A 22,885-nucleotide genomic window follows, 5' to 3' on the forward strand; every position below is an offset into this window, starting at 1 on the left:
CTTGCGGTCTTGATGGCGTCGCCTCGTTTCATGAATTGCAAAAGTGCCAATTTTTCCTCCTGGGAATTGAGAAATGCTGTGCGTCAAAGAGCGATGCGATGCTCCCTTGTGATTGGTGGAGAGGAATGCGCATTCATATAGCCATTGCAAGGAAAATATCAATTAGATGTAATTTATCCGCATCTGGCTGCAATTTGGTAAGCGTTGTGTGACTTGACAGATGCATCGGTATTAAAATAATGAATGCGCAGTCATGTGGTTCGGATTTGGAATCACTTGGTGCAAAAAACTCAAAAGCAGCGGATGAGCAAATGGCAATGACACCACGGGAAAACTTCGAAGCAGCAATGGCGCGCAGCGGTGCGGAGTGGGTTCCGCTGGATATGGGCAAGCATATCGGATCGATCCACAAGCAGCATTATGCGGATCTGAAGGCGCATCTGCCGGGTGTCGAGATGGTTAATGAGGGAAAGATCCTCGACCGAATGGCGCAGACCGTGGTTCCGGATGAAGCTCTACTTGAGTTCTTAGGGGTCGATTTCCGCTGGCTTGTGCCAAACTGGGTGCAGGTCACCGAACGTGACGATGCCGATGGCTATATCGACATGTGGGGGGTTCCCTATAAAGGTGCGGATGGCGACCATTTTGCGGTTGACGGTGCGCCCCTCAAGAATGCGGAGAGCATCGAAGATATTGAGGCTCACCACTGGCCTGACTCGGAAGATCCGGATCAGTTTGACGGTCTGGCTGAGAGGGCAAAGGATCTGTTTGAAAACACCGGTTATGTGATTGGGGCTGATGCGATCAAAGCGGGCCCCCTGATGAGCTGTCTGCAGATCCGCGGTTACGAACAGTTTTTTGTGGATATGGTGGTCAATCCCGAATTCAGCGATGCGCTGATGACTAAAGTGACCGACCTCTTGTGCCGTATGTGGACACGCTACATGGAGGCCGTTGGGCCTTATGTGCAGATTGCTTATGTTACGGATGACCTCGGCACGCAGACGTCGTTGCTGCTGTCGCCGAAGCTCTACCGGAAGCGGGTAAAGCCATTTCATACCAAGCTGCACCAGCACATCAAATCCTGCGCCAATGTAAAGCTGATGATGCACACCGATGGCGCGGTTCTTCCGTTGATTGACGATCTGGTGGAAACCGGGGCGGATATTCTGAACCCGGTGCAGACCTCCACGGCTGGGATGGATGACACTGCCGTACTGAAGGAAAAGTTCGGCGACCAGATTGCTTTTCATGGTGCCATGGATGTGCAGCAGATGATGCCAGGGGCCACGCCTGATGAGCTTCGATGGGAAGTTGCACGGCGCATGAAGGACCTAGCCCCCGATGGGGGCTATATCATCGCGCCCTGCCACAATATTGGTCATGATATTCCGCCGGAAAATACAATCGCCTTCTTTGAAATGGTCGGCAAGATGAGGTGCTATCCGATTGCTCTGGATGATGTGCTTGAAAGCAATGCCTCCTATTTCGATCGTCTGAAACGTGAGGGTGGCGCATGAGCCCGAACGCCACCTTCAAGAAGCGTCTTTTGGCGCGTGAGCAACTGGTCGGGTGTTTCATCAAGACACCGCACCCAACCGTGATTGAGGTTCTGGGCGCAACCGATCTCGATTTTCTGGTTCTGGATGGGGAGCATTCCCCCTTCGACAAGGTCTCGATCAACTTGTGCATGCTGGCCGCCAAGGCGGTTGGCGTGCCGCTTCTCATCCGCGTGCCGGACGACAGCCCCGCCTTCATCCTGAATGTACTGGATTGCGGTGCGGCGGGTGTTGTTGTGCCCCATGTGGTGAGCGTTGAGCAGGCGGAAACTCTGGCACGCTCAATGCGTTACGTGCCGGGAGGGCGCGGCATAGCTGGCACGACACGGGCCGGTGGTTACGGGGCTGTTCCATTGCCCGAGCATCGTGCGGCGGCTGACAGCGAAGTATCGTTGATCTGCCAGATCGAAGATCGCGAAGGCGTTAAAAACGCAGAGGCGATTGCCGCGGTTGACGGGGTTGATGCGCTTTTTGTCGGGCGTGCCGACCTGACCGTGTCCTACGGGCTCAGCGATTTCAACGACGCCGGGATCGCGGAGAAATGTGCTGACGTTCTGGAGGTGAAAGGGGCGACGACGGGCCTTTTTGTAGCTCCAACCGAAGACATGGCCCCCTGGCGTGACAAGGGGGCCAGCTTTTTCCTGAGCGGCTCCGACCATTCTTTCTTATTCGCAGGTGCCAAGGAACTGGCCTCTCGCAAGCAAGACACATCTTCCTGAGGAGACACCTATATGTCCGATCTTCTGACCCCCGACTATGCTAAAAATATGCGCCTGATTGGCCATTCCGATCAGGGTGGCCGTGCTGATGGCATCCAGATCATGGTGTCTGGCGGCTATGCTTATGTGGGCCATGTGTTCAATAACGGTTTCTCGATCATCGACGTGCGTGATCCGAAAAAACCGAGATTCGTCAAACATATCCCGCAGCCCGAGGGCACTTGGTCGCAGCACTTGCAAACCCACGGCGACATCCTGATTGTCAACAACATGTGTGACATGCTGAAGGTCGAAACCTCGGGCGCTTTCGATCCGGGTGAGTATTACAAGGGTTCGGTTGCCGATAAAGTCGACTTTGCCGGTGAAAAACCCTGGTCGGCCGGCATGCGTGTCTATGATATTTCCGACCGGGAAAACCCGCGCGAGATCGCCTTCCTCGATGTTCCCGGCCTCGGTGTGCACCGTGTGTTCTGGGACGGTGGCGACTGGGCTTATATCTCAGCTCTTCCTCCGGGATTCTCGGATGATATCTTTATGATTGTAGACTTCCGTAATCCGGAAAAGCCCGAAGTCGTCAGCAAACTCTGGAAAGAGGGTATGCACACGGCAGGCGGTGAAGAGCCCTGGTGGGATCCGAAATACCGTTATGCTCTGCATCATGCGATCATCAAAGGTGATCTGGGCGCTGCCGCCTGGCGCGATGGTGGCATGTCGCTGATCGACGTGTCGGACCGCTATAATCCGAAATTCATCAGCCATGACAATCCGTGCCCGCCCTTTGCTGGCCACACTCACAACACGTTGCCGCTGCTTGATCGCGGTATTTTGTTTGTGGTTGAAGAAAGCCAGGCCGACAATTGCGAAGATGGGATCAAGCGTAACTGGGTTTACGATATTTCGGTCCGGGAAAACCCTGTCACCATTGCCACGACCTTGCCGCCGGACGAGGCTGACTACAAGAATAAGGGTGGTCAATTTGGCCCGCATAATGTGCATGAAAACCGCTCCGAAGGTTTTCAGAGCGAAGAGTTGATGTTCGTCAGCTATCAGAATGCAGGTCTCAGGGTTTATGACATTTCGAACCCGTTCCGCCCGGAAGAGGTTGCTGCATGTGTGCCGCCTGCGCCGAAGGAGTTGATGGATTACCGACCGAACCGCCCGGTGGTTGTTGATACGACAGATGTTTACGTGGATAAGCAAGGTCTTATCTACACAACCGACATGAATGCCGGGCTCTACATCATGGAAATGGATGGGCTCAAATGACCAAGCTGGTAATCGCGGGGAAAATTCACCCTGATGGCATGGCGCTTCTTGAGGTGGAGTCGGATCTGGAGATTGAACTCTTTGAAGACCCGAGCGCTCATCTGCCGATGGAGAGCCTATCGGCGGCGGATGCGCTGTTGATCCGCTATGGGGTGATCACTTCCGAGATGGCGGCTGGAATGCCCAATCTGAAGGTTATGTCGCGGCATGGTGTCGGCTGCGACAACCTGCCCAATGCCGAGCTTGGCGCGCGGGGCATTCCTGTAACGATTGTCGGTCCTGTCAATGCGGTCTCGGTTGCTGAGCAGATTATGGCGATGATGATGGCCCTGACAAAAAAGATCATCCCCAGCGATGCGGCAGTGCGTGACGGCAAGTGGAGCTATCGAAATACAGTGGCGCTGAGTGAGCTTTCGGGCAAGACCCTGCTGCTGTTGGGTTTTGGGCGCATCGGTCGGGAAGTGGCGCGCCGTGCCGCTGCCTTCGATATGTCGGTCAAAGTGTTCGACCCCTTTGTTGACCCGGATGTGGTGCGCAGCGCAGGTTATGTGCCGGTAGAGGACTGGAAAGCTGCTTTGCCGGAGATTGATGTGCTCAGCCTGCATTTGCCCGCTAACCCTGACACGATGGGGTTGATCGGCGTGGAGGAGCTTGCAAGGATGAAGCCCACGGGCATTCTGATCAATGCCGCTCGGGGCGGCCTGATCGATGAAGAGGCCCTGTTCGATGCCTTGCGGGCCCGCATGTCCAGTGGTGGGGCAGGGCTTGACTGTCTTGCATCGGAGCCTCCCGCGAAGGATCTCCGCCTGCTGTCACTGCCCAACGTGGTATTCAGTCCGCATTCGGCTGCACTCAGTGCGGAAAGCACCCGTGCCATGGGCGTTGTGGCGGCGCAGAACATCCTTGCGGGTCTGACGGGTGAATTGAAGCCTGAGCTCATCTTTAACGCAACGGCCCTGAAAGAGGCTGCTCATGACTTATGAGATCCCGACCGAAGGACGCATTCCGCTGCTTGATATCACGATCCCGATCCATTGGGACAATCATGCCATTCTTATGTTTGGTATCTGGTTTGTTTTGGTTCCCGCAGCGGTGATGTTCCTTCGTTTCGGAAAAATCCGGCCAACCCCTTACGGTATTCCGCGCGGCACCTCCAAATGGGCATGGCCGGAGCTGCCGTGGACACTGCATAAGCTGTCGCTCTATGCCGGGATCTTTCTTGCTGTGGGTGGGGCCGGGTTTGCCATGCTGCTCAGTGGTGGGTTTTCTGGCACTCTGCATGCCTGGTTTGGTCTGGGTACCATCGGGCTCGGCGTGCTGCAGGGCGGGTCAGCTTGGCTGCGAGGCAGTCATGGCGGGCGCAAGGCGGCTGAAGCAGACCCAGAGGATCGCGCCACGTGGGGAGGGGATCACTTTGACATGACCCCTCAGCGCTGGTGGTTTGAGGCCTATCACAAGACGGCCGGGTATTTTGCCCTGTTTCTGGCTTTGGGGGCTGTGACTACGGGGCTTTCTCAATTCTGGATGCCAGGCATTGCCATTGCGCTTGCTGGGATTTTTTTGGCGGGGTTTGTCGCTGCGGTCATCCTGCAGGGCAGGGGGCATAATCACGACACCTATCAATCGGTCTATGGCAACCATCCGGAACATCCGTTCAACCGAAAACGCTATCATGGGATGTTCAAGGCGCAGGGCAAAAAGCCCTGAGCTGATAGCTTGAAGTGAACTTTGCGGGCAAACGACGGATGACCTGAAAGGTTGCTTGGGTTTCTCTATCGATCGCAAGAAACTGGTTCAGACCCTCAAGGTCAGGCCGAGCAGCGAATTCAATGGGGAGAAGCAGCCGGTCTCGGTGAGAGATACTCCTGGATTGATGTCGTCAAAGACCGATAACAACTCCTGTACACGGCGGGGATCCCATGTGCGGCGCTCTCCGCAGATGGCGGTTGATTGGACGGGAACGCGGATCAAGCGATTGTTCGGGTAAAGGTTACGCAATACCTGTTGCGCCGCGCGCCCCAGTGCAAAGAGAACCTCGCTGGCGAGGTCCGATTGCACATGATGAGCGGCGTAATCCTGATCCAGCAAGTCGAATGCCTGCTGTTGGGAAAAGCCGAGTGTCAACAGGTAAGCTGTGACCTCACCGCCTGTACTCAATTTGCGAAAAATATCTTCACCGTCCAGATACACGCGTTGATCCAGCAGAATTCCCTGTGCTGTCGGTTTTGCGTCAATGGGTTTCAGGATGATCGACGCCTTGCCAAGGGATGAGATGCAATGAGACGCCTGTTCAAGCCAACCCATCACCCCCTTGGCTCGAGATCCGCCGCGCTCCAACATTCGGGCATATTGCTTTTGACGCTGGAGGCGCGACTGTGCGATGGGCAGCAAGCTGTCCATCGGCACTTCGTATGTTATGGCTTGCATCGAGGGGGGAAGGGGGGCGTTCATCTCGTATGTGTCGGGATCATGCGACAAGCCCAAGGGCGCGCTTAACTGCGCCTACCGCACCCGGAGCATCTTCGCCGAATGCATCCGCACCAATCAGGTTTGCGTAGTCTTGCGTGATGACCGCACCGCCCACCACGATCTTTGCTTCGTTGCTGGAAGCGCGAAGATGTTTGATAGCACTTATCATGCGGGGTTTGGTGGTGGTCAGTAGGGCGCTCAGGCAAACCACCTGATTGCCGCGTTCTACGGCTTTGGCAAACTCTTCATCAGGAACGTCAACTCCGAGATCTTCAACCTCAAAGCCTGCGCCCTTCAGCATCATGACAACAAGGTTCTTTCCGATATCGTGCAAATCGCCTTTGACGCTGCCGATGCAGACGCGTCCGACCGGTTCATGATCCGTTTCCGCGAGAACCGGTTCGATAATATCGATGCCGCCCTGCATGGCGCGCGCGGCGACCAGCATTTCGGGAACAAAGACCTCACCAGCGGAGAACTGATCACCAATTTCCGCCATGGCAGGGATCATCGTATCGTTCAGCAATTTGCCGAGATCTTCCCCAGCGTCGCGGGCTTTGGTCACGAGGTCGACGACAGTTTCCTTTTCGCCGTCACAGATGGCGTCGAACATGATGTCCTTTTCTTCTTCCGTCAGCATCAGGGTCTCCGAATCTTGAATGAATGCGCATTCAAAATGCATGACTTAGATGCGGTCGTCAACCAAATATATTTGATTCTCTCATTGCCTTCATGAATTGTCCGGATGGGTTCAGTTGTAGGGGTGGATTGTGTATGTTGGATTTAACGAGGATTTGTTCCGAGCATTTTGAGGGGTGGAAATGGCAAATAGATCAGTAACTTCCTACGATGTAGCGAAGGCAGCGGGTGTATCCCAGTCTGCTGTGTCGAGGGCGTTCTCTCCGAAGGCATCTATTGCTGCAAAAACCAGAAAGCACATTCTGAATGTTGCACGGGAAATGGGGTATCAGCCGAATGCAATTGCAAGAAGCATGTCGGCGGCCCGCAATGCCACGCATCAGCGCTCTGGAATCGTCGGGGTGATCGTGACGCGATTGCAGGACCCGTTTTTCTCAGAAACCATTGCCCTGATCAGCCGCAGATTGCAGGCGCATGGCTGGCAGATGCTGCTCTTTACTGTCGAAACCGAGGCGGAAGTGGATGATGCGCTCAACTCTCTGATGCAGTTCAAGATCGATGGCGTGATGATCCTGTCGGCCATACTCAGTGACCAGATGGCTCAGGCCTGTAAATCGCAGGGGATTCCGGTTCTGCTTTACAACCGTGACACAGATGGGTTGGGTGTCAGTTCGGTGCAGATCGAAAATCGAGAAGGCGGGAAAATCGCGGCGGATTTCCTGTGTGAAACCAGCCATGAGCGAATTGCGTTCATTGGGGGGGAGCGGGATGATGCAACCTCAAAAGCGCGCGAAGACGGATTCGCAGATCGGCTTGCAGAAGCGGGCCAAAGCGTCTTTCTGCGAGAATATGGGGATTACACTTTTGAGGGTGGTGTGGAAGCAGGGCTTCGCTTGTTCTCAAGACATGAAAAACCTGATGCGGTGTTCTGCGCAAGTGATGTTATGGCACTTGGGGTGTTGCACGCCGCGCGCCATCAGCTGGGTCTGGATGCACCAAAGGATTTTTCGCTGATCGGATTTGATGACATTCCGTCAGCAAGCTGGCCCGGGCATGCATTGACCACCATTCGACAGCCCGTGCGTCGGATGATCCAGGATGCGGTGGAGTTGTTGATCGACCGGATTGAGGACACTGAGCTTGACGCGGTGATCCGGCATTTCCCGGGCACGCTCATATTACGCGATACTGTACGGTTATAAGCCGCAAATGCCATTGGTGACTGGGAGCGCCTTGCCTAACGCTTCAAGGCAATTTCTCTTGAGCGCTGTTTGAGCTGATCAGGGTCATGATATCTGGCGTCTTCCAGTCGCCTGGCGATGCTTTCCGGCATGGGAGATGCATGAGGTGTCGGGTGTTTTTGGACATGCAGTTCCATAAACTCGCAAATGGCAACATCTGCCCCGTCATGGATCATCCGCAAATGCAGATGGAACCGTTTGTCGTCACTGTCGAGAACAGCGGTCTCGACACGTAGCTGCGCTCCCTGTTTAACCTCTTTCAGATAGTATTTGTGATCTTCCAGAAGATAGATCGTGCAGCCTGTGCGCTCGCGATAGGCCTCGTCAAAACCGATCTCATCCTGAAGTGCATCCACAGCATAACTGAACACCAGCCCATAGAAGGCGTCTTGCATATGGCCGTTATAGTCGATCCAGTCTGCATGCACCGTGGTCTCATAGATAAAGATCTTGCTCATTAAATGAACCTTTCCTTACAGGCCGTAGAATGTGGCGGCGGTCGTGTGAAACACCTGTGAATGCATTGCGTCCGGCACGATCTGGCGATGAGCGTTCACAAGGGTGGCATAATCGGAATAGAGGCTGTCGACCGGGAAGTTTGATCCGAACATGCAGCGGTCAGGGCCGAACTGGTCCAGACAGGTGTCGATGATCGGCCGGAAGTTGTCGGTGTTCCAGTTATGTTGGAACATGCCCAGACCGGAGAGTTTGCAGGTGACATGGGGCAGGGTAGAGAGAGTGCGGAGTTTACTTTCCCAATCCTTTAGCCCGGCATCTGACCGGTCATGTGGGCTACCGGCATGACAGAGCGCTACATTGATGTCGGGAGCTTCCCCCAGCACACGCGCTGTCTTTTCCATCAACTCAGGGATCAACTGCAGGTCGAAAGACAGTCCTCGACGCCCGGCTTCCTGCAGGCCTTCGGCAAATTTCGGATCATCCAGCAGCGTGTTGGTTCCGGTTATCGTATCCTCCCCCGGCGCGCGCCCCACGATTTGGCGTACACCGCGAACTGTCGAGAGGGTTTTGAACCGGTCAAGCTGTGTGCCAAGATCCGATGCGGTAAGGTCACAGAACACCACCTGCGCCAATGGCCAATCGGGGTTTTCCTCGGCTATTTTCTGCACCCATTTCGCCTCGGCCCAGCCGTCTTCCGCACCCACCTGGATATGTACCGAACCCGAGATGCCCTGCGCAGCGGCCACCTTGCGGAACTCATCCAGTAGGTAGTTGCGCTGGATCGGAGCCGGGTCGCCAAAGAACCGCGGCGTGTCCTTGGCCATAAGCCAAGGGTAATGTACCGCAGTCAGATCCCAAAGATGGTGATGGGCGTCGATCATGTCAGCTCTCCATCCGCGAGGCGTTGCAATACGTCGTTGCCCTGAGATTTCCAGAAATGCAAAAGGTCGATGAAGATCCAGTTTTCGGCAAGCTTGTCCCCTTCGCGGCGATAGATGTCGATCACCCGGAATTCACCGGTTTCACCGGTCGCATTATGCCCCATGAAATCACCGGTCAGGCGAGCCGTGAAATTGGGCCACCCAAAGAAGCCACCGTAGGTCCCTTCGGCCAAACGGGCGATATGGGTGGTTTTTGAGCGATCCGAGAAGGCGGCGCGGAACGGGCCTGAATGCTGCTTCGCATAGCGCGGGATTGTGTAGGTGGCACCGATCCCGGTTGGTCCCCACCAAAGCATGTCTTCGGCCCATGTTAGGCGCAGTTCATCTTCCAAGCTCAGCCCGCTATCCCATTGCCCCAGATCTCCGATCATCCGATTGATCAGGTTGAGGGTTTCATCTCCGGTTTCCCTGGGCTGTGGATCATATAGCAGTCCGTCATGTGTCTGTGGTCCGGGTTGCACCAGTTGGGCGGCAGTCTGGATGGGGAAAGGATCCAGTCCCGCCTGCATCATCAGATGCGGCAGGTCGAAATACATCGCGGTTTCTGCAATCTTTCCATCCTCGACCCTGTTGAATTCGCAATAGCGCAGCATGGCGATCTTGCCGGTAGGAGGGATGTTTAAGAAAGGTTTGTCAAACAACCCCATCAGATGGCCCATCGACACAACCCAAATACCTTCGAACCCATCCATCTGGTTCCTTCCGGCAAAGAAAATGTCCTCGCGCCGCTGCAGCGAGGTAAGGCTTTCCCGCAGCGGATGCCAGAAGCTATTTGCCACCTCGTCAGCCCCCGATATTTCTCCAAACGGGTGGAAGCCACGCCACAGATAATCCTCCGTCACATGTTTGCTCAATGAGTCCTGTGGATTCGAATCCAGAGCCTCCAAATCAGTATGATAGGCCCTGATAACGTGTTTCGCATCTTGAAGATCGTCCACTTTATTCCTCATTTTCAGTGTCTTGCCGGATTTAATGCATGCGTATGCAAAAACATCTTGCCAAAATGTCGCGATGGAGTCTAACCTTTTTGCATTCGTATGCAAAACCAGATTCCAAATGGGAGGGGAATCCGAATGGCAGAGATCCAGCTGCGCAACCTGTCGAAGCGCTGGGGCGCTTTTGTGGGTGTCGAAAATTTCGACCTGACCATTGCCGACAAGGAGTTCTTGGTGCTGCTTGGGCCTTCGGGTTGCGGCAAGACAACCACGATGCGGATGATCGCGGGGCTTGAAGACGCCACCGAAGGCGACATCCTGGTGGATGGTAACCGGGTAAATGAGCTCGAGCCCAAGGACCGTGACGTGGCCATGGTGTTCCAGAGCTACGCGCTCTATCCCAACATGAACGTTTATGAAAACATTCGCTTTCCATTGAAGGTACGCGGCATCGATCCTGCCACTCATGATGAGAAGGTGCGCCGCGCCTCGGCAATGGTTGAATTGGACGATTTCCTGCATCGAAAGCCTGCTGAATTGTCGGGCGGTCAGCGCCAACGTGTGGCGCTTGCCCGGGCGATCGTGCGTGAACCGAATGTGTTTCTGATGGATGAACCGCTGTCAAACCTCGACGCTAAGCTGCGTGTATCCACCCGTGCCCAGATCAAGAACCTGAGCCACGAGCTGGCGGTCACCACGATCTACGTGACTCATGACCAAATCGAGGCGATGACCCTTGCTGACCGCGTCGTGATCATGAAACAGGGCGTGGTTCAGCAGGTTGGCACCCCGGTGGATATCTATGACAAGCCAGCCAATGCCTTTGTTGCCAGCTTCATCGGCTCACCCGCCATGAACCTGATCGACGGGGAAATTAAGGACGGAGTTTTCACAGCGCAAAACACGACCGTCTCCGGCTTGAACGCACCAGATGGCCCAGTGACGCTCGGCTTTCGTGCCGAGGATGCCAATGTGACCGAAAACGGCCAGAGCGGCGAGATCAATGCACCAATCTACACGCTCGAACTTCTGGGCGACAGCACAATGGTGTCGGTGCGGATCGGCGGGCAGCTGGTCTCAGTCAAGGCCGACAAAACCTTCCGGTCCGAAATCGACGATAAGGTTTCGCTGCACATCCACACCGAACATTGCCATCTGTTTGATGCAAAGACGGGAGCACGTCTCGGAGAATAAGGGTGAAGATCCCTTTCCCCGCCCATTCGGCGGACATGAACATGGGTGCAGGCTTCGAAGCTGCACCCTCCAGATCAACCACATCTATGGGAGGAAATTAGATGTTTTTCAGAAAAGTGGCCATTGCCAGTGCCCTTGCCATTACCGCCGCTGCGGGCAGTGCTTTTGCCGATTGCGAGATCAACGCACGCGTCAGCATTGTCGGCAACGAGTTTGCTGCGATTCAAGCCGTTGGCGCAGCCGCGCAGGAATGCACCGGCGCTTCGGTTGAATCCAACCTGACCTCTGAGCACCAGACCATCAACGTTGCTGGCCTGTCGGGCAACCCGTCGGAATACACCACCGCAATCATTGCCAACAGCTCGATCGTGGCCCTGATGAACGAAGACGTCATCCGCCCGCTGAATGATCTGGTCGAGAAGCACGGCGATGGGTTGCAGGCCAGCCAACTGATCAAGATCGGCGACAACATCATGGCCGTAGCTTTCATGGCCAACGCACAGCATCTGATGTTCCGCAAAGACATCCTCGAGCAAGCCGGTGTCGAAGTTCCTACCACCTATGAAGAAATGTTGGAGGTAGCCAACGCCATCCGCGAGCAGGGTATTATGCAAAACCCGGTCGGTGGTGCGTACAAGGCTGGCTGGAACCTGGCCCAGGAATTCAACAATATGTTCCTCGGCTATGGCGGCTCCCACTTCAATGCGGGCTCGGCTGAACCCAACATCAATACCGAGGCCGGGGTCAATGCGCTCAACATGATGAAAGCGCTGTCGGAATATATGAACCCCGACTTCCTGACACATGATTCCAATGCCACCAACGCGGAATACCGCGCGGGCAACGTTGCGATCATGAATATGTGGGGCTCGCGCGCGTCGCAACAGACCACCACCGAAGGCGTTCTGGAAGAGGTTGTGGCTGGTCACGCCATCGCGGCCCCATTGACCGTCGGCGGCGGTTCGACCCCGGCGTCCACCCTCTGGTGGGACGGCTGGACCGTGGGCAAGAACATCTCTGACGCAGAAGCCGAGGCGACCTTCATTGCAATGAAACACGGCATTCGCCCCGAGATGCTGAATGAAGAAACCAGCCCGTTGGCCGTCTGGCTGATCGAAGGCTACGAGCCGACCGATGATGCTCAGGGCGTGTTTGCTTCCGCTCAGATGGGGACGACACCCTATCCGATGCTGCCCTACATGGGCCTGATGCATAGTGCGCTCGGCAACGAATTGGCCGACTTCATGCAAGGTAAGGAAAGCGCTGAGCAAGCGCTGGCCGATGCTGAAGCCGCCTACCGAGCAGCTGCCGTCGAAAAAGGCTTCCTTGAATAAGAAGCCACTCATGCGGGCGGCTTTCTTGGCCGTCCGCATCCGCTACTTCACGCCGGGAGATCGCTATGCGCCATAAGACATTCCTCTGGTTCTTCCTGCCCACAGGGCTCGCCATGCTGTTGTTCATTGCGCTGCCTATCGTCTCGGTGGTGACACAATCGATCTTTGCGCCTCACCAGGCCGTGCTGATCGAAGTCGAGAACTGCACCCCCCTGGTTGGCTGTACTACCGAGACAACCATCGACCAAGAAGCCACGGCGCAATTGCGTGCTGAAAAGCCCTTGGGCCGTTTTGTCGGGCTGGGTATCTACTTCGACCGCGGACACCTGGCGGTGACTGAAATGAAGGAGCTTTGGACGACAACCGACTCCATTGGCGCTTTCTTATCGGAAATGGGTAACCTGCCATTTTACCGAGCGATGGCCTTCACTCTGACCTTCGTTGCAGTTGTGACGCCGCTGACCATCGTTTTGGGATTGATCATCGCGCTGGCGATCAACTCGCTGCATCGGCATCTCAAGGGGCTTATGATCTTCTTCTCCCTTCTGCCGATGATCGTGACCCCGCTGATCGGTTCGCTGATCTTGTTCTGGATGGTTGACAGCCGGGGTGTGATCGGATCAGCGCTTGTGGCTCTGGCGGGAGACCCGGACTTCAGCCTGAAGGCTTCGACGGGACTGATGTGGGTGGCGTTGATGGTCTATGGTGTCTGGCACGCCGCACCTTTTGCCTTCGTGGTTTTCTATGCCGGTCTTCAAACCCTGCCTGGAGATCAGCTCGAGGCTGCCCAGATCGATGGGGCAACACGCTGGCAGCAGGTCAAATATGTGGTTGTTCCGCATCTGATGCCGCTGGTCACGTTTGTTGCGCTCATACAGTTGATGGACAATTTCAAGGTGTTTGAACCGATTGTCGGCTTCAATGCTGCGGCACATGCTCAGTCGCTCAGTTCGTTCATTTACAATGACCTTGGCGGCGAAACGCGCCAGCTTTCTTCCGCTTCCGCAACCTCAGTGATCACGATAATTGGGGTCGCCATTCTTCTGTCGCCCGTGCTTGTTCGCACCTGGCGTGACTTTAAAGGAGCACGATAACATGGCCAGCCGCGCACAAAGAATGCCCAAAAGCCTGAGGATCGCCTCCTCCCTGTTCGTACTTTTCTGGTTCATCCTGGCTGCGTTTCCCTTTGCCTGGACGGTCTGGGGTTCGTTCAAGGTCGAGCTCGACTTCTTCTCGATCGCCGATTGGACCAATGCGATCACCGGCGAACGGACACAGGCGGTTTATGGCTCTTCATTTACCGATACCGGTTACGCAGGCGCATGGATACAGGAAGAGTTCTGGCGCAACGTGCTGAACACAGGCATTGTCTGTTTCTTTGTTGTCACCATTTCGCTGACCATCGGGACGCTGGGGGGCTATGCCCTGTCGCGCTCCACCTACAACTACACATTCTGGCTGCTGATCACGGCGCTGATCTTCCGCGCCATGCCTCCGATCACTCTGGTTGCCGGTTACCTGCTACCGTTCTTTGAATGGAACGTCTGGGGCATCTTGCCGACTACGATCATTGTGCTTGTGGCGATCAACCAACCTTTTACCCTGTGGATGCTGCACTCGTTCTTCAAGAACATCCCCAGCGAGCTGGATGAAAGCGCCAAAGTAGATGGATGCAACCAGTTCCAAGCTTTTCGTCGGGTGATCATTCCTGTGATGTGGCCGGGTGTTATCACCACGGGCCTGTTCAGTTTCCTGCTGGCCTATAACGACTTTGCCGTAGGAGCGATGCTGCTTTCCGAAAGCAACCGGACCATGGTTCCGGCTATTGCAGCCTTTCTCGGCACGACCCAGACCGAAGGCAACGTGATGTTTGCTGTTGCAGCCGTGGTCTCGGCCACTGTGCCGCTGTTCATCCTGGTGATGTTCTTCCAGCGCCAGATCGTTGGCGGTCTGACCGCTGGTGCGGTGAAAGGCTAAGCCATGAAGTCGCGGGCCACAACAGTGATGCGCATCAGGGGACAGGCGGGCCGCCTGTCCTTGGCGGCGGTTCGCGCGCGCCGGGCCGGTCGCATTCCATTCTCAGTCACCCGCGCCGGTCCTTGGGGGGCACTTCTCCGCAAACGCCCCCAACAGACCCCATAGAGACAGAGCCAATGGAAAACTTCGACCGTACCCCCTTTCTGACCTTTTCCGCCGCACAACGCCATCCGGGCAACTTCAGGCCGGTCTTTGACGCCTTCTTCGCCCCCGATGCGCAAGTCAACGTAGTGCATCCCTTTAATGAGGTCGCGGGCGGCCTCGGGCTGCACGATCATGTCATTGCCCCGCTCGCCGCTGCCTTCGATGGGCTGTTTCGGCGCGACGACATCGTACTGGCCGGCGCATTTGACGGCCAGGACTGGATCAGCGCCACCGGCTATTACGTTGGTCGGTTCTCGCGCGACTGGCTCGGCATCTGCGCCACCGGCGAACTCGCCTATCTGCGCTTCGGCGAGTTCCATCGCATGCAAGCCGGCAAAGCGGTGGAAAGCTACATCTTCCTCGACATCCCAGAGCTGATGCTGGCCGCCGGCCAATGGCCGATCACCGACAGCCCGGGCAAGACCCGCGGCTTCACCGGCATGATCCAGGGCCCAGCCAGCCATGATGGCATCCTGACTACACCGCAGGACCCTGTCGAGAGCGCCAAGAGCTATCGTATGGTCACCGAAATGCTGGCCGGGCTTGCCACCGAGAACGAGGCCTGGCGCCCCTACTGGCATGACAACATGGTTTGGTACGGCCCCGGTGCCTTCGGCTCTTTCGTCGGGCTCGAGAGTTTTGCCAGCTTCCAGGTGCCTTTCGAATCCACCTTCGAAGGCTGGTCCGGTGGCAGTGCGGGCAACGGTATGACTGCACATTTCACCCGTTACGGTGAAGGCAACTACGTCTGCTCGGGCGGTTGGCCTTCGCTGACTGGTGTCCAGGTAAAACCCTTCCTCGACCAGCCCGCCAGCGGCAAACGCGTCTTCATGAGGGTTTGCGACTGGTGGCGCCGTGAGGGCGACCTGTTGGTCGAAAACTGGGTTTTTGTCGACATCCCGCATGTTCTGGCACAGCTCGGCGTCGATCTTTTCGCGAACCAGAACAGCACACCAGAGGTTGCCTGATGAGCCGCGCCGCCCGCCATAGCGCCCTGTCGCGCCACCCGGCGCTGAACCGGATGCCCCGGGATTTTCTGAGAGGGGGTCCTGCGCCCCTCTCACCAACACCCAACATCCCGACAGGAGACACGCCATGAAAGGCTCCCGCCCCGAACAAGCGGTTCTGACCCGCGATACCGACATGAGCAAAACTGACGACACCCGCCGTGTGATCGAAACCATGGTAGATGGCCTCAATGACCATCGCATTGACGATATCGGCGACTTCTTCACCGAAGGGTTTCGCTGGATGGGCAATCAGGGCTGCGGCACCAAGTTTGGGCTGAAGAAATTTCAGGACAATTGGCAGCGCCCTTTTCAGGCGGCGTTTTCCGACAAGACCTGCATTGATGAAGCCCGGCTTTATATGGGCGAATGGGCTGCCGCCTTTGGTCGGCAGGAAGCCACTCATTCCGGTGAGTTTCTCGGCATCGCCCCCACCGGTAAGCGGGTTGAAATCCGCTACATGGATTTCTGGAAAGTGGTCGACGGCAAGATCGTCGACAATTGGGTGAATGTGGATTTCGCCCATGTGGCCGCGCAATTGGGCGTGGATCTGTTTAACGGAGAAGGCTGGGAAGCTTTCGACCGGGGCGAACGTGAAGCCCCTCGACCTGAGACCAAAGGATAAGATTATGGCAATCGAATATCTCAAACGCGGAAAGCCCGAAGCAGACCGGGCGGAAGATGACGCCAAGGTGCGTGCGGTGGTGGAAGCCACTCTAAAAGACATCGAAGCACGTGGTGACGAGGTTGTGCGCGAACTGGCCGTGAAGTTCGACAATTATGATCGCGACAGCTATCGCCTGTCACAGGACGAGATTGATGCATTGATCGCCAAGGTCAGCCCGCAGGATCTGGCGGATATCAAGTTTGCGCAGGAGCAGGTCGTGAATTTTGCTCAGGCCCAACGAGACAGCATGCTGGATGTCGAAGTGGAAACCATGCCAGGCGTGATCTTGGGACACAAGAACATCCCGGTGCAAAGCGTCGGCTGTTACGTGCCCGGCGGCAAGTTCCCGATGGTGGCGTCGGCCCATATGTCGGTTGCCACCGCCAAAGTGGCCGGTGTGCCGCGTATCATCGCCTGTACTCCGCCTTTCAACGGCGAACCGAACCCAGCGGTGATCGCCGCCATGCATCTGGGTGGGGCCGATGAGATCTATGTGCTGGGTGGTATTCAGGCCATCGGCGCCATGGCCATCGGTACCGAAACAATCGATCCGGTGCACCTTCTGGTTGGTCCGGGCAATGCCTTTGTGGCCGAAGCCAAGCGGCAGCTCTTTGGCCGGGTCGGCATCGACCTTTTCGCAGGCCCTACCGAAACAATGGTGATTGCGGATGAAACGGTGGACGCCGAGATCTGTGCCACCGACCTCCTCGGTCAGGCAGAGCATGGTTACAACAGCCCTGCGGTTTTGGTCACGAATTCACGGCAACTGGCTGAGGAGACCCTGTCGGAGATCGACCGTATCCTGACCATCCTACCAACCGCTGGTACGGCCAAGGTCAGCTGGGAGGATTACGGTGAAGTGATCCTCTGCGACACCTATGATGAGATGCTCGCCGTGGCCGATGACATCGCATCCGAGCATGTGCAGGTGATGACTGATCGCGACGATTGGTTCCTTGAGAACATGACCTGCTATGGTGCGCTGTTCCTCGGACCGCGCACCAATGTAGCCAATGGCGACAAGGTGATCGGTACAAACCATACGCTGCCCACCAAGAAAGCCGGGCGCTACACCGGTGGTCTCTGGGTCGGCAAGTTTCTGAAGACGCATTCCTATCAGAAAGTTACCACCGATGAGGCGGCCACGATGATTGGAGAATACGGCTCGCGTCTCTGCATGCTGGAAGGTTTTGTGGGGCACGCCGAACAATGCAACGTGCGGGTGCGCCGCTATGGCGGGATCAATGTCCCCTATGGCGAAGGGGCGCCCTATCGCGACGCCGCTGAATGAGGTGAAGACAGGCGTGAGGGGCACTTCCCCTCGCGCTCCCCAGGATACTCATGACAAGTAAAAAGATGGATCGACACACCGAACATAAAGCCATGATCGCACCGTTTCGGCGGGCGATGCGGGCGTTTGCCGAAGCCCCGGTGCGAGCAGCGCTGGAAGAGCTTCTGGCTCCGAACGCATGTGTTCGCTTGTGTCATCCATTTGGCGATCTTTCAGGGCCATGCAGGTTTTACGATGTTGCCTATGCCCCTCTGTTGGAAGCCATGCCGGATCTGGAAGCGCGCGACTGGATTGTCATGTCCGGCCCTGATGAACAAGGGAATGACTGGGTTGGTTGTGGCGGACACTATGTGGGCACCTTTATCGCACCTTTCCTGAACATTCCGCCCACAGGGCAATTGGCCCACATGCGCTTTCACGAGTTTTACCGGTTGGAAGGCGATAAAGTGGTGGAGATACAGGCGATCTGGGATATTCCTGAACTGATGATGCAGTCCGGGTGCTGGCCGATGGTTCCCTCGCTGGGGCGCGATCTGTTTGTCCCCGGACCCGCCAGCCAGGATGGATTTGTGTCGGGTCCACGGGATGAGGTGCGCTCGGACGCTTCCTGCCGGCATATTGTCGATATGCTCAATCACCTGATCCGCCACCCGTTGCAAGGCGGCCCGGAAGTGATGGAGATGGAACGGTTCTGGCATCCGCGTTTTAACTGGTATGGACCGGCCGGAATTGGCACCTCGCGGGGAGTGGTTGGATTTCGCCGAAACCACCAAATCCCCTTCCTGTCTGCCATGCCGGATCGCGGGCAGTTCCCGGAGGAAACCCCCCATCATTTCTTTGGGGATGGCGACTATGCGGCCGTGACCGGCTGGCCCAATATGGCACAGACACTCTCTGGCGGGGGCTGGCTGGGCCTGCCACCAACCGGGCAGAAAATTACCTTGCGTAGCTTGGATTTCTGGCATGTCGAAGAGGGTTTGATCCGTGAAAACTGGGTGCTGGTCGATCTTCTGGACATTTATGCGCAGCTTGGGGTGGACGTTCTTGCTCGCATGTCGGAACTTGCCCCGGCATTTGAGACAAGAGGAGCCGTTTCATGACCTTGCCCCGCACTCCATCCTTCCGCCTTGATGGCAAACGCGCCCTTGTGGCAGGCGCCAGTTCCGGCATCGGTCTGGCCTGCGCGGCCGCCCTTGGCGAGGCCGGTGCTGAGGTGACGGTTGCCGCACGCAGGATCGACGCTCTGGAAGCTTTGGTGGGTGAAATGCAAGCGGCCGGAATGAAAGCACTGGCTCTCGTCATGGATGTGGCTGATGTGGATGCAACCCAGGCAGCCGTGGCCGAAAACGGTCCTTATGATGTGCTGGTCAATTCCGCAGGTCTCGCCCGCCATGGCCCCGCGGAGGCCACGGAAGTTGCTGATTTCGATGCGGTATCGGACCTCAATATAAAGGGTGCCTATTTCCTCACTCAAGCTGTGGCCAAAGGGCTGATGGCGGCAGGTAAACCCGGCTCATTGATCAATATTTCCAGTCAGATGTCCAAGGTGGGGGGACTGGATCGTGCGGTCTACTCTGCGACCAAACACGCGCTGGAAGGTTTCACAAAGTCGATGGCCATCGAATGGGGTAAAGCGGGGATTCGCGTCAATACGATCTGCCCGACCTTCATCCTCACCGCGCTCACCCAATCCACGTTCGACCAGCCTGACAAACGGGCCTGGATCGAGGACAAGATCAAGCTGGGCCGTGTGGGGCAGGTCGAAGATATCATGGGAGCGGTCACATATCTCGCCTCTGATGCTTCCAGCCTGGTCACTGGATCAGCCTTGATGATTGACGGGGGGTGGACTGCGGAATGAGCAAGGTTACCTCAGCAGAAGTCGCCGCCCTTGCAGGAGTGAGTCAATCCGCAGTGAGCCGGGTCTTCACTCCCGGTGCGTCGGCTTCGAAAAAGACCATAGAGAAGGTGAAGAAGGCAGCCGAAGAACTGGGCTATCGCCCCAATTCCCTTGCACGTGCCATGGTGTCAGGCAAAAGCCGGATTATCGGTTTGGTGGTGGCTTATCTTGAAAACCACTTCTACCCGGAAGCGCTTGAAAAGCTCTCAAATACTTTGCAGGAGAGGGGATATCACGTGCTCATCTTCATGGCCTCGCAAACGGCCGAGGATGTGAATGACGTGGTTGAGGAAATCCTGGATTATCAAGTGGATGGGATCATCACTGCTTCTGTGGCCATGTCCTCGGAACTGACCGACCGCTGCCGCAAGGCGGGGGTGCCGATAGTGCTGTTTAACCGATCTCAGGACGGGCCGGAATTCTCCTCTGTCGCCTCGAATAATGTGGCGGGTGGGCGCAAGGTTGCTGAGTTTCTGTTGGCTGGGGGGCATAAGAAAATCGGCTATATCGCGGGATGGGAAGGCGCATCGACCCAGAGGGACCGTGAAGCAGGATTTGTTTCGCGGCTGGCCGAGGAAGGGATTTCGCTGCACAGCCGTGAGGTCGGCGATTTCAATATTGACAAGTCGACTGATGCAACACGCCGGATGTTTGACCAGGATCCGCCGGACGCGGTCTTCGTGGCAAATGACCATATGGCATTTGCAGTAATGGATGTTCTGCGTTCAGAGCTGGGCCTTTCTGTGCCCGGTGATGTGTCTGTGGTGGGTTACGATGACGTGCCCATAGCCGGATGGCCCGCCTATGACCTGACCACTGTACGACAACCTGCCAACCGGATGGTGGCGGAAACGGTTGATCTCCTGCTTGCAGAAATTGATGGCGAGGATGTTGAGCCTCAAAAAATCGAAATTGACGGGCCGCTCATTGTGCGTGGGTCTGCCCGTGTGCCGGAAGGATGGAGTGAATGAAGGGTTTCGACAGTAAATTCAAAGATTTCCCTGACTATATTATCGAGATCACCCGTGAAATCTGGGAAGGTCGTGGGCTGGCAACGCTACATGACTGTTATGCACCGGATATCGTGGTGCGCAGCCCCGGATCAGTGGTGATCGGCAATGAAAACGTGATTGGCGCAACCATGGCCACGCTGGCGGAGTTTCCGGATCGTGAGCTTCTGGGTGAAGACGTGATTTGGTCCGGAACACCGGAGGAAGGCATGTTGTCCTCGCACCGGATCCTGACCATGGCCACCCATCTGGGCGATGGTGTCTATGGTACCGCCACGGGCAAGCGACTGACCTATCGGGTGATTGCTGATTGTCATGCGAAGAACAACGCGATCGATGATGAATGGCTCATTCGCGATCAGGGCGCGATTGTGCGCCAGATGGGCTGGGATGTGACCGATTATACCCGTGACCTGATCATGCGCGAAGGCGGGCCAGAGACCTGCGTGAAGCCCTTTACCCCGGATATCGACCAACCCGGCCCCTATAAAGGTCGCGGCAATGACAATGAATGGGGAGAGCGCCACGCCGACATACTGAACCGCATCATGTCTGCCGACATTACTGTGATCAAAGCGGAATATGATCGTGCGGTGCAATCGGAATATCCTGGCGGTGTGACCGGTCACGGGTGGGATCCCGTTGAGCGGTTCTGGATGGGGCTGCGTGCGGCTTTTCCGACAGCCAAGTTCGAAATCCACCACCAGATCGGGCGAGACGATCCCCATATGCCACCGCGTTCGGCCATTCGATGGAGCCTGACCGGCACCCATGACGGCTGGGGCAGCTTTGGCAAGCCAACGGGTGCACAAGTGCATGTGATGGGAGCCAGCCACGCGGAATTTGGTGCGGTTGTACCCGGTCAGGTCAAGCTGCGCCGCGACTGGACCCTATTTGATGAAACTTCGGTCTGGAAACAGATCCTCCTGCACAAGGGTGATCTCTGAATGTCCACCCGCATTTCATCTCTGGATGCCAGTCAGGCCATGCGGCGCTTTCACGCGCACCGGGCCAGCCTGCGTGCCCGGCGATTGAACAACCTCCCTCCCGGAGCCCGGGTTTGAACCGTTCAAGCCCCACCCAAAGGAGATTAAAATGAGCAATATCCAAGACCGCATCGTTCGCTATGGCGAGCTGAAACCCTGTAAAACCGCCTTCATCGACGCCCATACACCAGGCTCTGACCAGAAGGAAAACTTCACCATCATCGGTGGCGGTGTGTCGGAATCTCCCGACCAGCACGTGCACATCACCGACAAGATCGGGTTCAACATCGGCGCTGCCGGACAGCCGCCGAAATGTCGCAACTCGCTGCACAGCCACACCACGGCGGAAGTGTTCTTTGTGGCCAAGGGCCGCTGGCGCTTTTTCTGGGGGCGATACGGCACAGCAGGGGAATTCGTTGCTGAAGAAGGTGATATCTTCAACATTCCCACCGGGATTTTCCGTGGCTTTGAAAACATTGGCACCGACTACGGCATGATTATGTCGATGCTGGGTGGCGACGATGCGGGTGGCGGTGTGACCTGGGCCCCTCAGGTGATCGAAGACGCACGGGCCCACGGGTTGGTACTGGGCGAAAATGGTGTGCTTTATGACAGCAAGAAAGGAGAGGAACTGCCCCACAATGTCTCTCCCATGCCGCTTCTTACCGAGGAAGAACTCAAGGCCTATCCGGAAGTGCCCGTCGATGCCGTTATCGGCAAATATGTCGCCCGTTACTGGGACATGATGGCGCTGGCGGCGGACAAGCCCACCAAGGTGATTGGCGAGGATGGCTTCATCAAGGATAAGCCGGGTTTTGAGGTTGATTTTCTGACCCGCGGCTCTGCGGTGACCGACGCCATCAAGGCAGAAAAGCCGGTTGTTCTGATGCCGATGCGGGGCAATTGGCGGATCAATGTGGATGGCTACGAGGTTGTTCTTTCGAATGGCGACACCGCACTTGTGCTGCCCGGTGAAAGCTATGTGGCTGAACCCTCGATGACCGGTGAGGCCAGCCTTTATCGGATCACCACCACCGATGATGCGCCCGGGGCCACCTGGACCGGAAATTAAACCTAAAAGGGAGGA

Annotated in this window: 23 protein-coding genes and 1 pseudogene; 19 read left to right on the forward strand and 5 right to left on the reverse strand. The window is 56.4% G+C overall.

What is annotated here, in order from left to right; all coding sequences use genetic code 11:
* Window positions 1–311: 311 nt before the first annotated feature.
* From O2N63_RS15380 to O2N63_RS15400, 5 genes are read left to right on the forward strand one after another with little or no spacing between them, the layout of a single operon-like run.
* Window positions 312–1,520 carry a uroporphyrinogen decarboxylase family protein gene (locus tag O2N63_RS15380; RefSeq protein ID WP_271055179.1) on the forward strand — a complete coding sequence of 403 codons (1,209 nt, stop codon included), beginning with the start codon at window positions 312–314 and terminating at the stop codon, window positions 1,518–1,520.
* The gene (locus tag O2N63_RS15385; RefSeq protein ID WP_271055180.1) at window positions 1,517–2,278 is read left to right on the forward strand and encodes an HpcH/HpaI aldolase family protein; all 762 of its coding nucleotides are present in this window, start codon (window positions 1,517–1,519) and stop codon (window positions 2,276–2,278) included. The genes O2N63_RS15380 and O2N63_RS15385 overlap by 4 nt, the downstream gene beginning before the upstream one ends.
* A gap of 12 nt (window positions 2,279–2,290) precedes the next feature.
* Complete coding sequence (locus O2N63_RS15390) at window positions 2,291–3,544, forward strand: LVIVD repeat-containing protein (protein ID WP_271055181.1); 1,254 nt, start codon at window positions 2,291–2,293, stop codon at window positions 3,542–3,544.
* Window positions 3,541–4,527: a hydroxyacid dehydrogenase gene (locus O2N63_RS15395; RefSeq protein ID WP_271055182.1), complete on the forward strand. Its 987-nt coding sequence runs from the start codon at window positions 3,541–3,543 to the stop codon at window positions 4,525–4,527. The genes O2N63_RS15390 and O2N63_RS15395 overlap by 4 nt, the downstream gene beginning before the upstream one ends.
* Entirely contained in the window at window positions 4,517–5,251 is a 735-nt protein-coding gene (locus O2N63_RS15400; protein WP_271055183.1) for a cytochrome b561 domain-containing protein, read from the forward strand. The genes O2N63_RS15395 and O2N63_RS15400 overlap by 11 nt, the downstream gene beginning before the upstream one ends.
* A gap of 87 nt (window positions 5,252–5,338) precedes the next feature.
* On the opposite strand, the gene O2N63_RS15405 is transcribed toward O2N63_RS15400, so the two are convergent.
* Both O2N63_RS15405 and O2N63_RS15410 read right to left on the reverse strand, forming a co-directional pair.
* Window positions 5,339–5,971 carry a hypothetical protein gene (locus O2N63_RS15405; protein WP_271055184.1) on the reverse strand — a complete coding sequence of 211 codons (633 nt, stop codon included), beginning with the start codon at window positions 5,969–5,971 and terminating at the stop codon, window positions 5,339–5,341.
* Between the two features lie 40 nt (window positions 5,972–6,011).
* Window positions 6,012–6,653 (reverse strand): cobalamin-dependent protein, encoded by a 642-nt coding sequence (locus O2N63_RS15410; protein ID WP_271055185.1) that lies wholly within the window; start codon window positions 6,651–6,653, stop codon window positions 6,012–6,014.
* Window positions 6,654–6,834: 181 nt separating this feature from the next.
* Here O2N63_RS15410 and O2N63_RS17585 point away from each other — a divergent pair.
* Window positions 6,835–6,978 (forward strand): annotated as a pseudogene (locus O2N63_RS17585) (LacI family DNA-binding transcriptional regulator); the annotation flags it as partial.
* Between the two features lie 27 nt (window positions 6,979–7,005).
* Window positions 7,006–7,854 carry a substrate-binding domain-containing protein gene (locus O2N63_RS15415; RefSeq protein ID WP_271055186.1) on the forward strand — a complete coding sequence of 283 codons (849 nt, stop codon included), beginning with the start codon at window positions 7,006–7,008 and terminating at the stop codon, window positions 7,852–7,854.
* A gap of 35 nt (window positions 7,855–7,889) precedes the next feature.
* Here O2N63_RS15415 and O2N63_RS15420 read toward each other — a convergent pair whose 3' ends face one another.
* From O2N63_RS15420 to O2N63_RS15430, 3 genes are read right to left on the reverse strand one after another with little or no spacing between them, the layout of a single operon-like run.
* Window positions 7,890–8,351, reverse strand: a complete 462-nt coding sequence (locus tag O2N63_RS15420) for a thioesterase family protein (RefSeq protein ID WP_271055187.1) — start codon at window positions 8,349–8,351, stop codon at window positions 7,890–7,892.
* Window positions 8,352–8,366: 15 nt separating this feature from the next.
* Window positions 8,367–9,233 carry an amidohydrolase family protein gene (locus O2N63_RS15425; protein WP_271055188.1) on the reverse strand — a complete coding sequence of 289 codons (867 nt, stop codon included), beginning with the start codon at window positions 9,231–9,233 and terminating at the stop codon, window positions 8,367–8,369.
* A complete protein-coding gene (locus O2N63_RS15430; RefSeq protein WP_271055189.1) occupies window positions 9,230–10,231 on the reverse strand; it encodes a nuclear transport factor 2 family protein in 1,002 nt (333 codons plus the stop codon). The genes O2N63_RS15425 and O2N63_RS15430 overlap by 4 nt, the downstream gene beginning before the upstream one ends.
* 135 nt (window positions 10,232–10,366) lie before the next feature.
* Here O2N63_RS15430 and O2N63_RS15435 point away from each other — a divergent pair, with 135 nt between their 5' ends.
* From O2N63_RS15435 to O2N63_RS15490, 12 genes are all read left to right on the forward strand, one after another.
* Window positions 10,367–11,422, forward strand: coding sequence for an ABC transporter ATP-binding protein (locus O2N63_RS15435; RefSeq protein ID WP_271055190.1), 1,056 nt, complete (start codon window positions 10,367–10,369; stop codon window positions 11,420–11,422).
* 101 nt (window positions 11,423–11,523) lie between these two features.
* The gene (locus O2N63_RS15440) at window positions 11,524–12,756 is read left to right on the forward strand and encodes an ABC transporter substrate-binding protein (RefSeq protein ID WP_271055191.1); all 1,233 of its coding nucleotides are present in this window, start codon (window positions 11,524–11,526) and stop codon (window positions 12,754–12,756) included.
* A gap of 65 nt (window positions 12,757–12,821) precedes the next feature.
* Complete coding sequence (locus O2N63_RS15445) at window positions 12,822–13,850, forward strand: carbohydrate ABC transporter permease (protein WP_271055192.1); 1,029 nt, start codon at window positions 12,822–12,824, stop codon at window positions 13,848–13,850.
* 1 nt (window position 13,851) lies between these two features.
* On the forward strand, window positions 13,852–14,733 hold the full coding sequence (locus tag O2N63_RS15450; RefSeq protein ID WP_271055193.1) for a carbohydrate ABC transporter permease: 882 nt from the start codon (window positions 13,852–13,854) through the stop codon (window positions 14,731–14,733).
* Window positions 14,734–14,909: 176 nt separating this feature from the next.
* On the forward strand, window positions 14,910–15,905 hold the full coding sequence (locus O2N63_RS15455; protein WP_271055194.1) for a nuclear transport factor 2 family protein: 996 nt from the start codon (window positions 14,910–14,912) through the stop codon (window positions 15,903–15,905).
* Window positions 15,906–16,032: 127 nt separating this feature from the next.
* Complete coding sequence (locus tag O2N63_RS15460) at window positions 16,033–16,569, forward strand: ester cyclase (RefSeq protein ID WP_271055195.1); 537 nt, start codon at window positions 16,033–16,035, stop codon at window positions 16,567–16,569.
* A 4-nt stretch (window positions 16,570–16,573) separates the two neighbouring features.
* Entirely contained in the window at window positions 16,574–17,902 is a 1,329-nt protein-coding gene (gene hisD / locus O2N63_RS15465) for a histidinol dehydrogenase (protein WP_271055196.1), read from the forward strand.
* 50 nt (window positions 17,903–17,952) lie between these two features.
* Window positions 17,953–19,002, forward strand: a complete 1,050-nt coding sequence (locus tag O2N63_RS15470; RefSeq protein ID WP_271055197.1) for an ester cyclase — start codon at window positions 17,953–17,955, stop codon at window positions 19,000–19,002.
* Window positions 18,999–19,763: an SDR family NAD(P)-dependent oxidoreductase gene (locus O2N63_RS15475; RefSeq protein ID WP_271055198.1), complete on the forward strand. Its 765-nt coding sequence runs from the start codon at window positions 18,999–19,001 to the stop codon at window positions 19,761–19,763. Before O2N63_RS15470 ends, O2N63_RS15475 begins: the two co-directional genes overlap by 4 nt.
* Complete coding sequence (locus tag O2N63_RS15480; RefSeq protein WP_271055199.1) at window positions 19,760–20,773, forward strand: LacI family DNA-binding transcriptional regulator; 1,014 nt, start codon at window positions 19,760–19,762, stop codon at window positions 20,771–20,773. The genes O2N63_RS15475 and O2N63_RS15480 overlap by 4 nt, the downstream gene beginning before the upstream one ends.
* The gene (locus tag O2N63_RS15485; RefSeq protein ID WP_271055200.1) at window positions 20,770–21,759 is read left to right on the forward strand and encodes a nuclear transport factor 2 family protein; all 990 of its coding nucleotides are present in this window, start codon (window positions 20,770–20,772) and stop codon (window positions 21,757–21,759) included. Before O2N63_RS15480 ends, O2N63_RS15485 begins: the two co-directional genes overlap by 4 nt.
* A 148-nt stretch (window positions 21,760–21,907) precedes the next feature.
* Window positions 21,908–22,870: a cupin domain-containing protein gene (locus tag O2N63_RS15490; protein WP_271055201.1), complete on the forward strand. Its 963-nt coding sequence runs from the start codon at window positions 21,908–21,910 to the stop codon at window positions 22,868–22,870.
* Window positions 22,871–22,885 lie beyond the last annotated feature (15 nt).

The sequence above is a fragment of the Aliiroseovarius salicola genome (genome assembly GCF_027891095.1).
GTDB classification, from domain to species: domain Bacteria; phylum Pseudomonadota; class Alphaproteobacteria; order Rhodobacterales; family Rhodobacteraceae; genus Aliiroseovarius; species Aliiroseovarius salicola.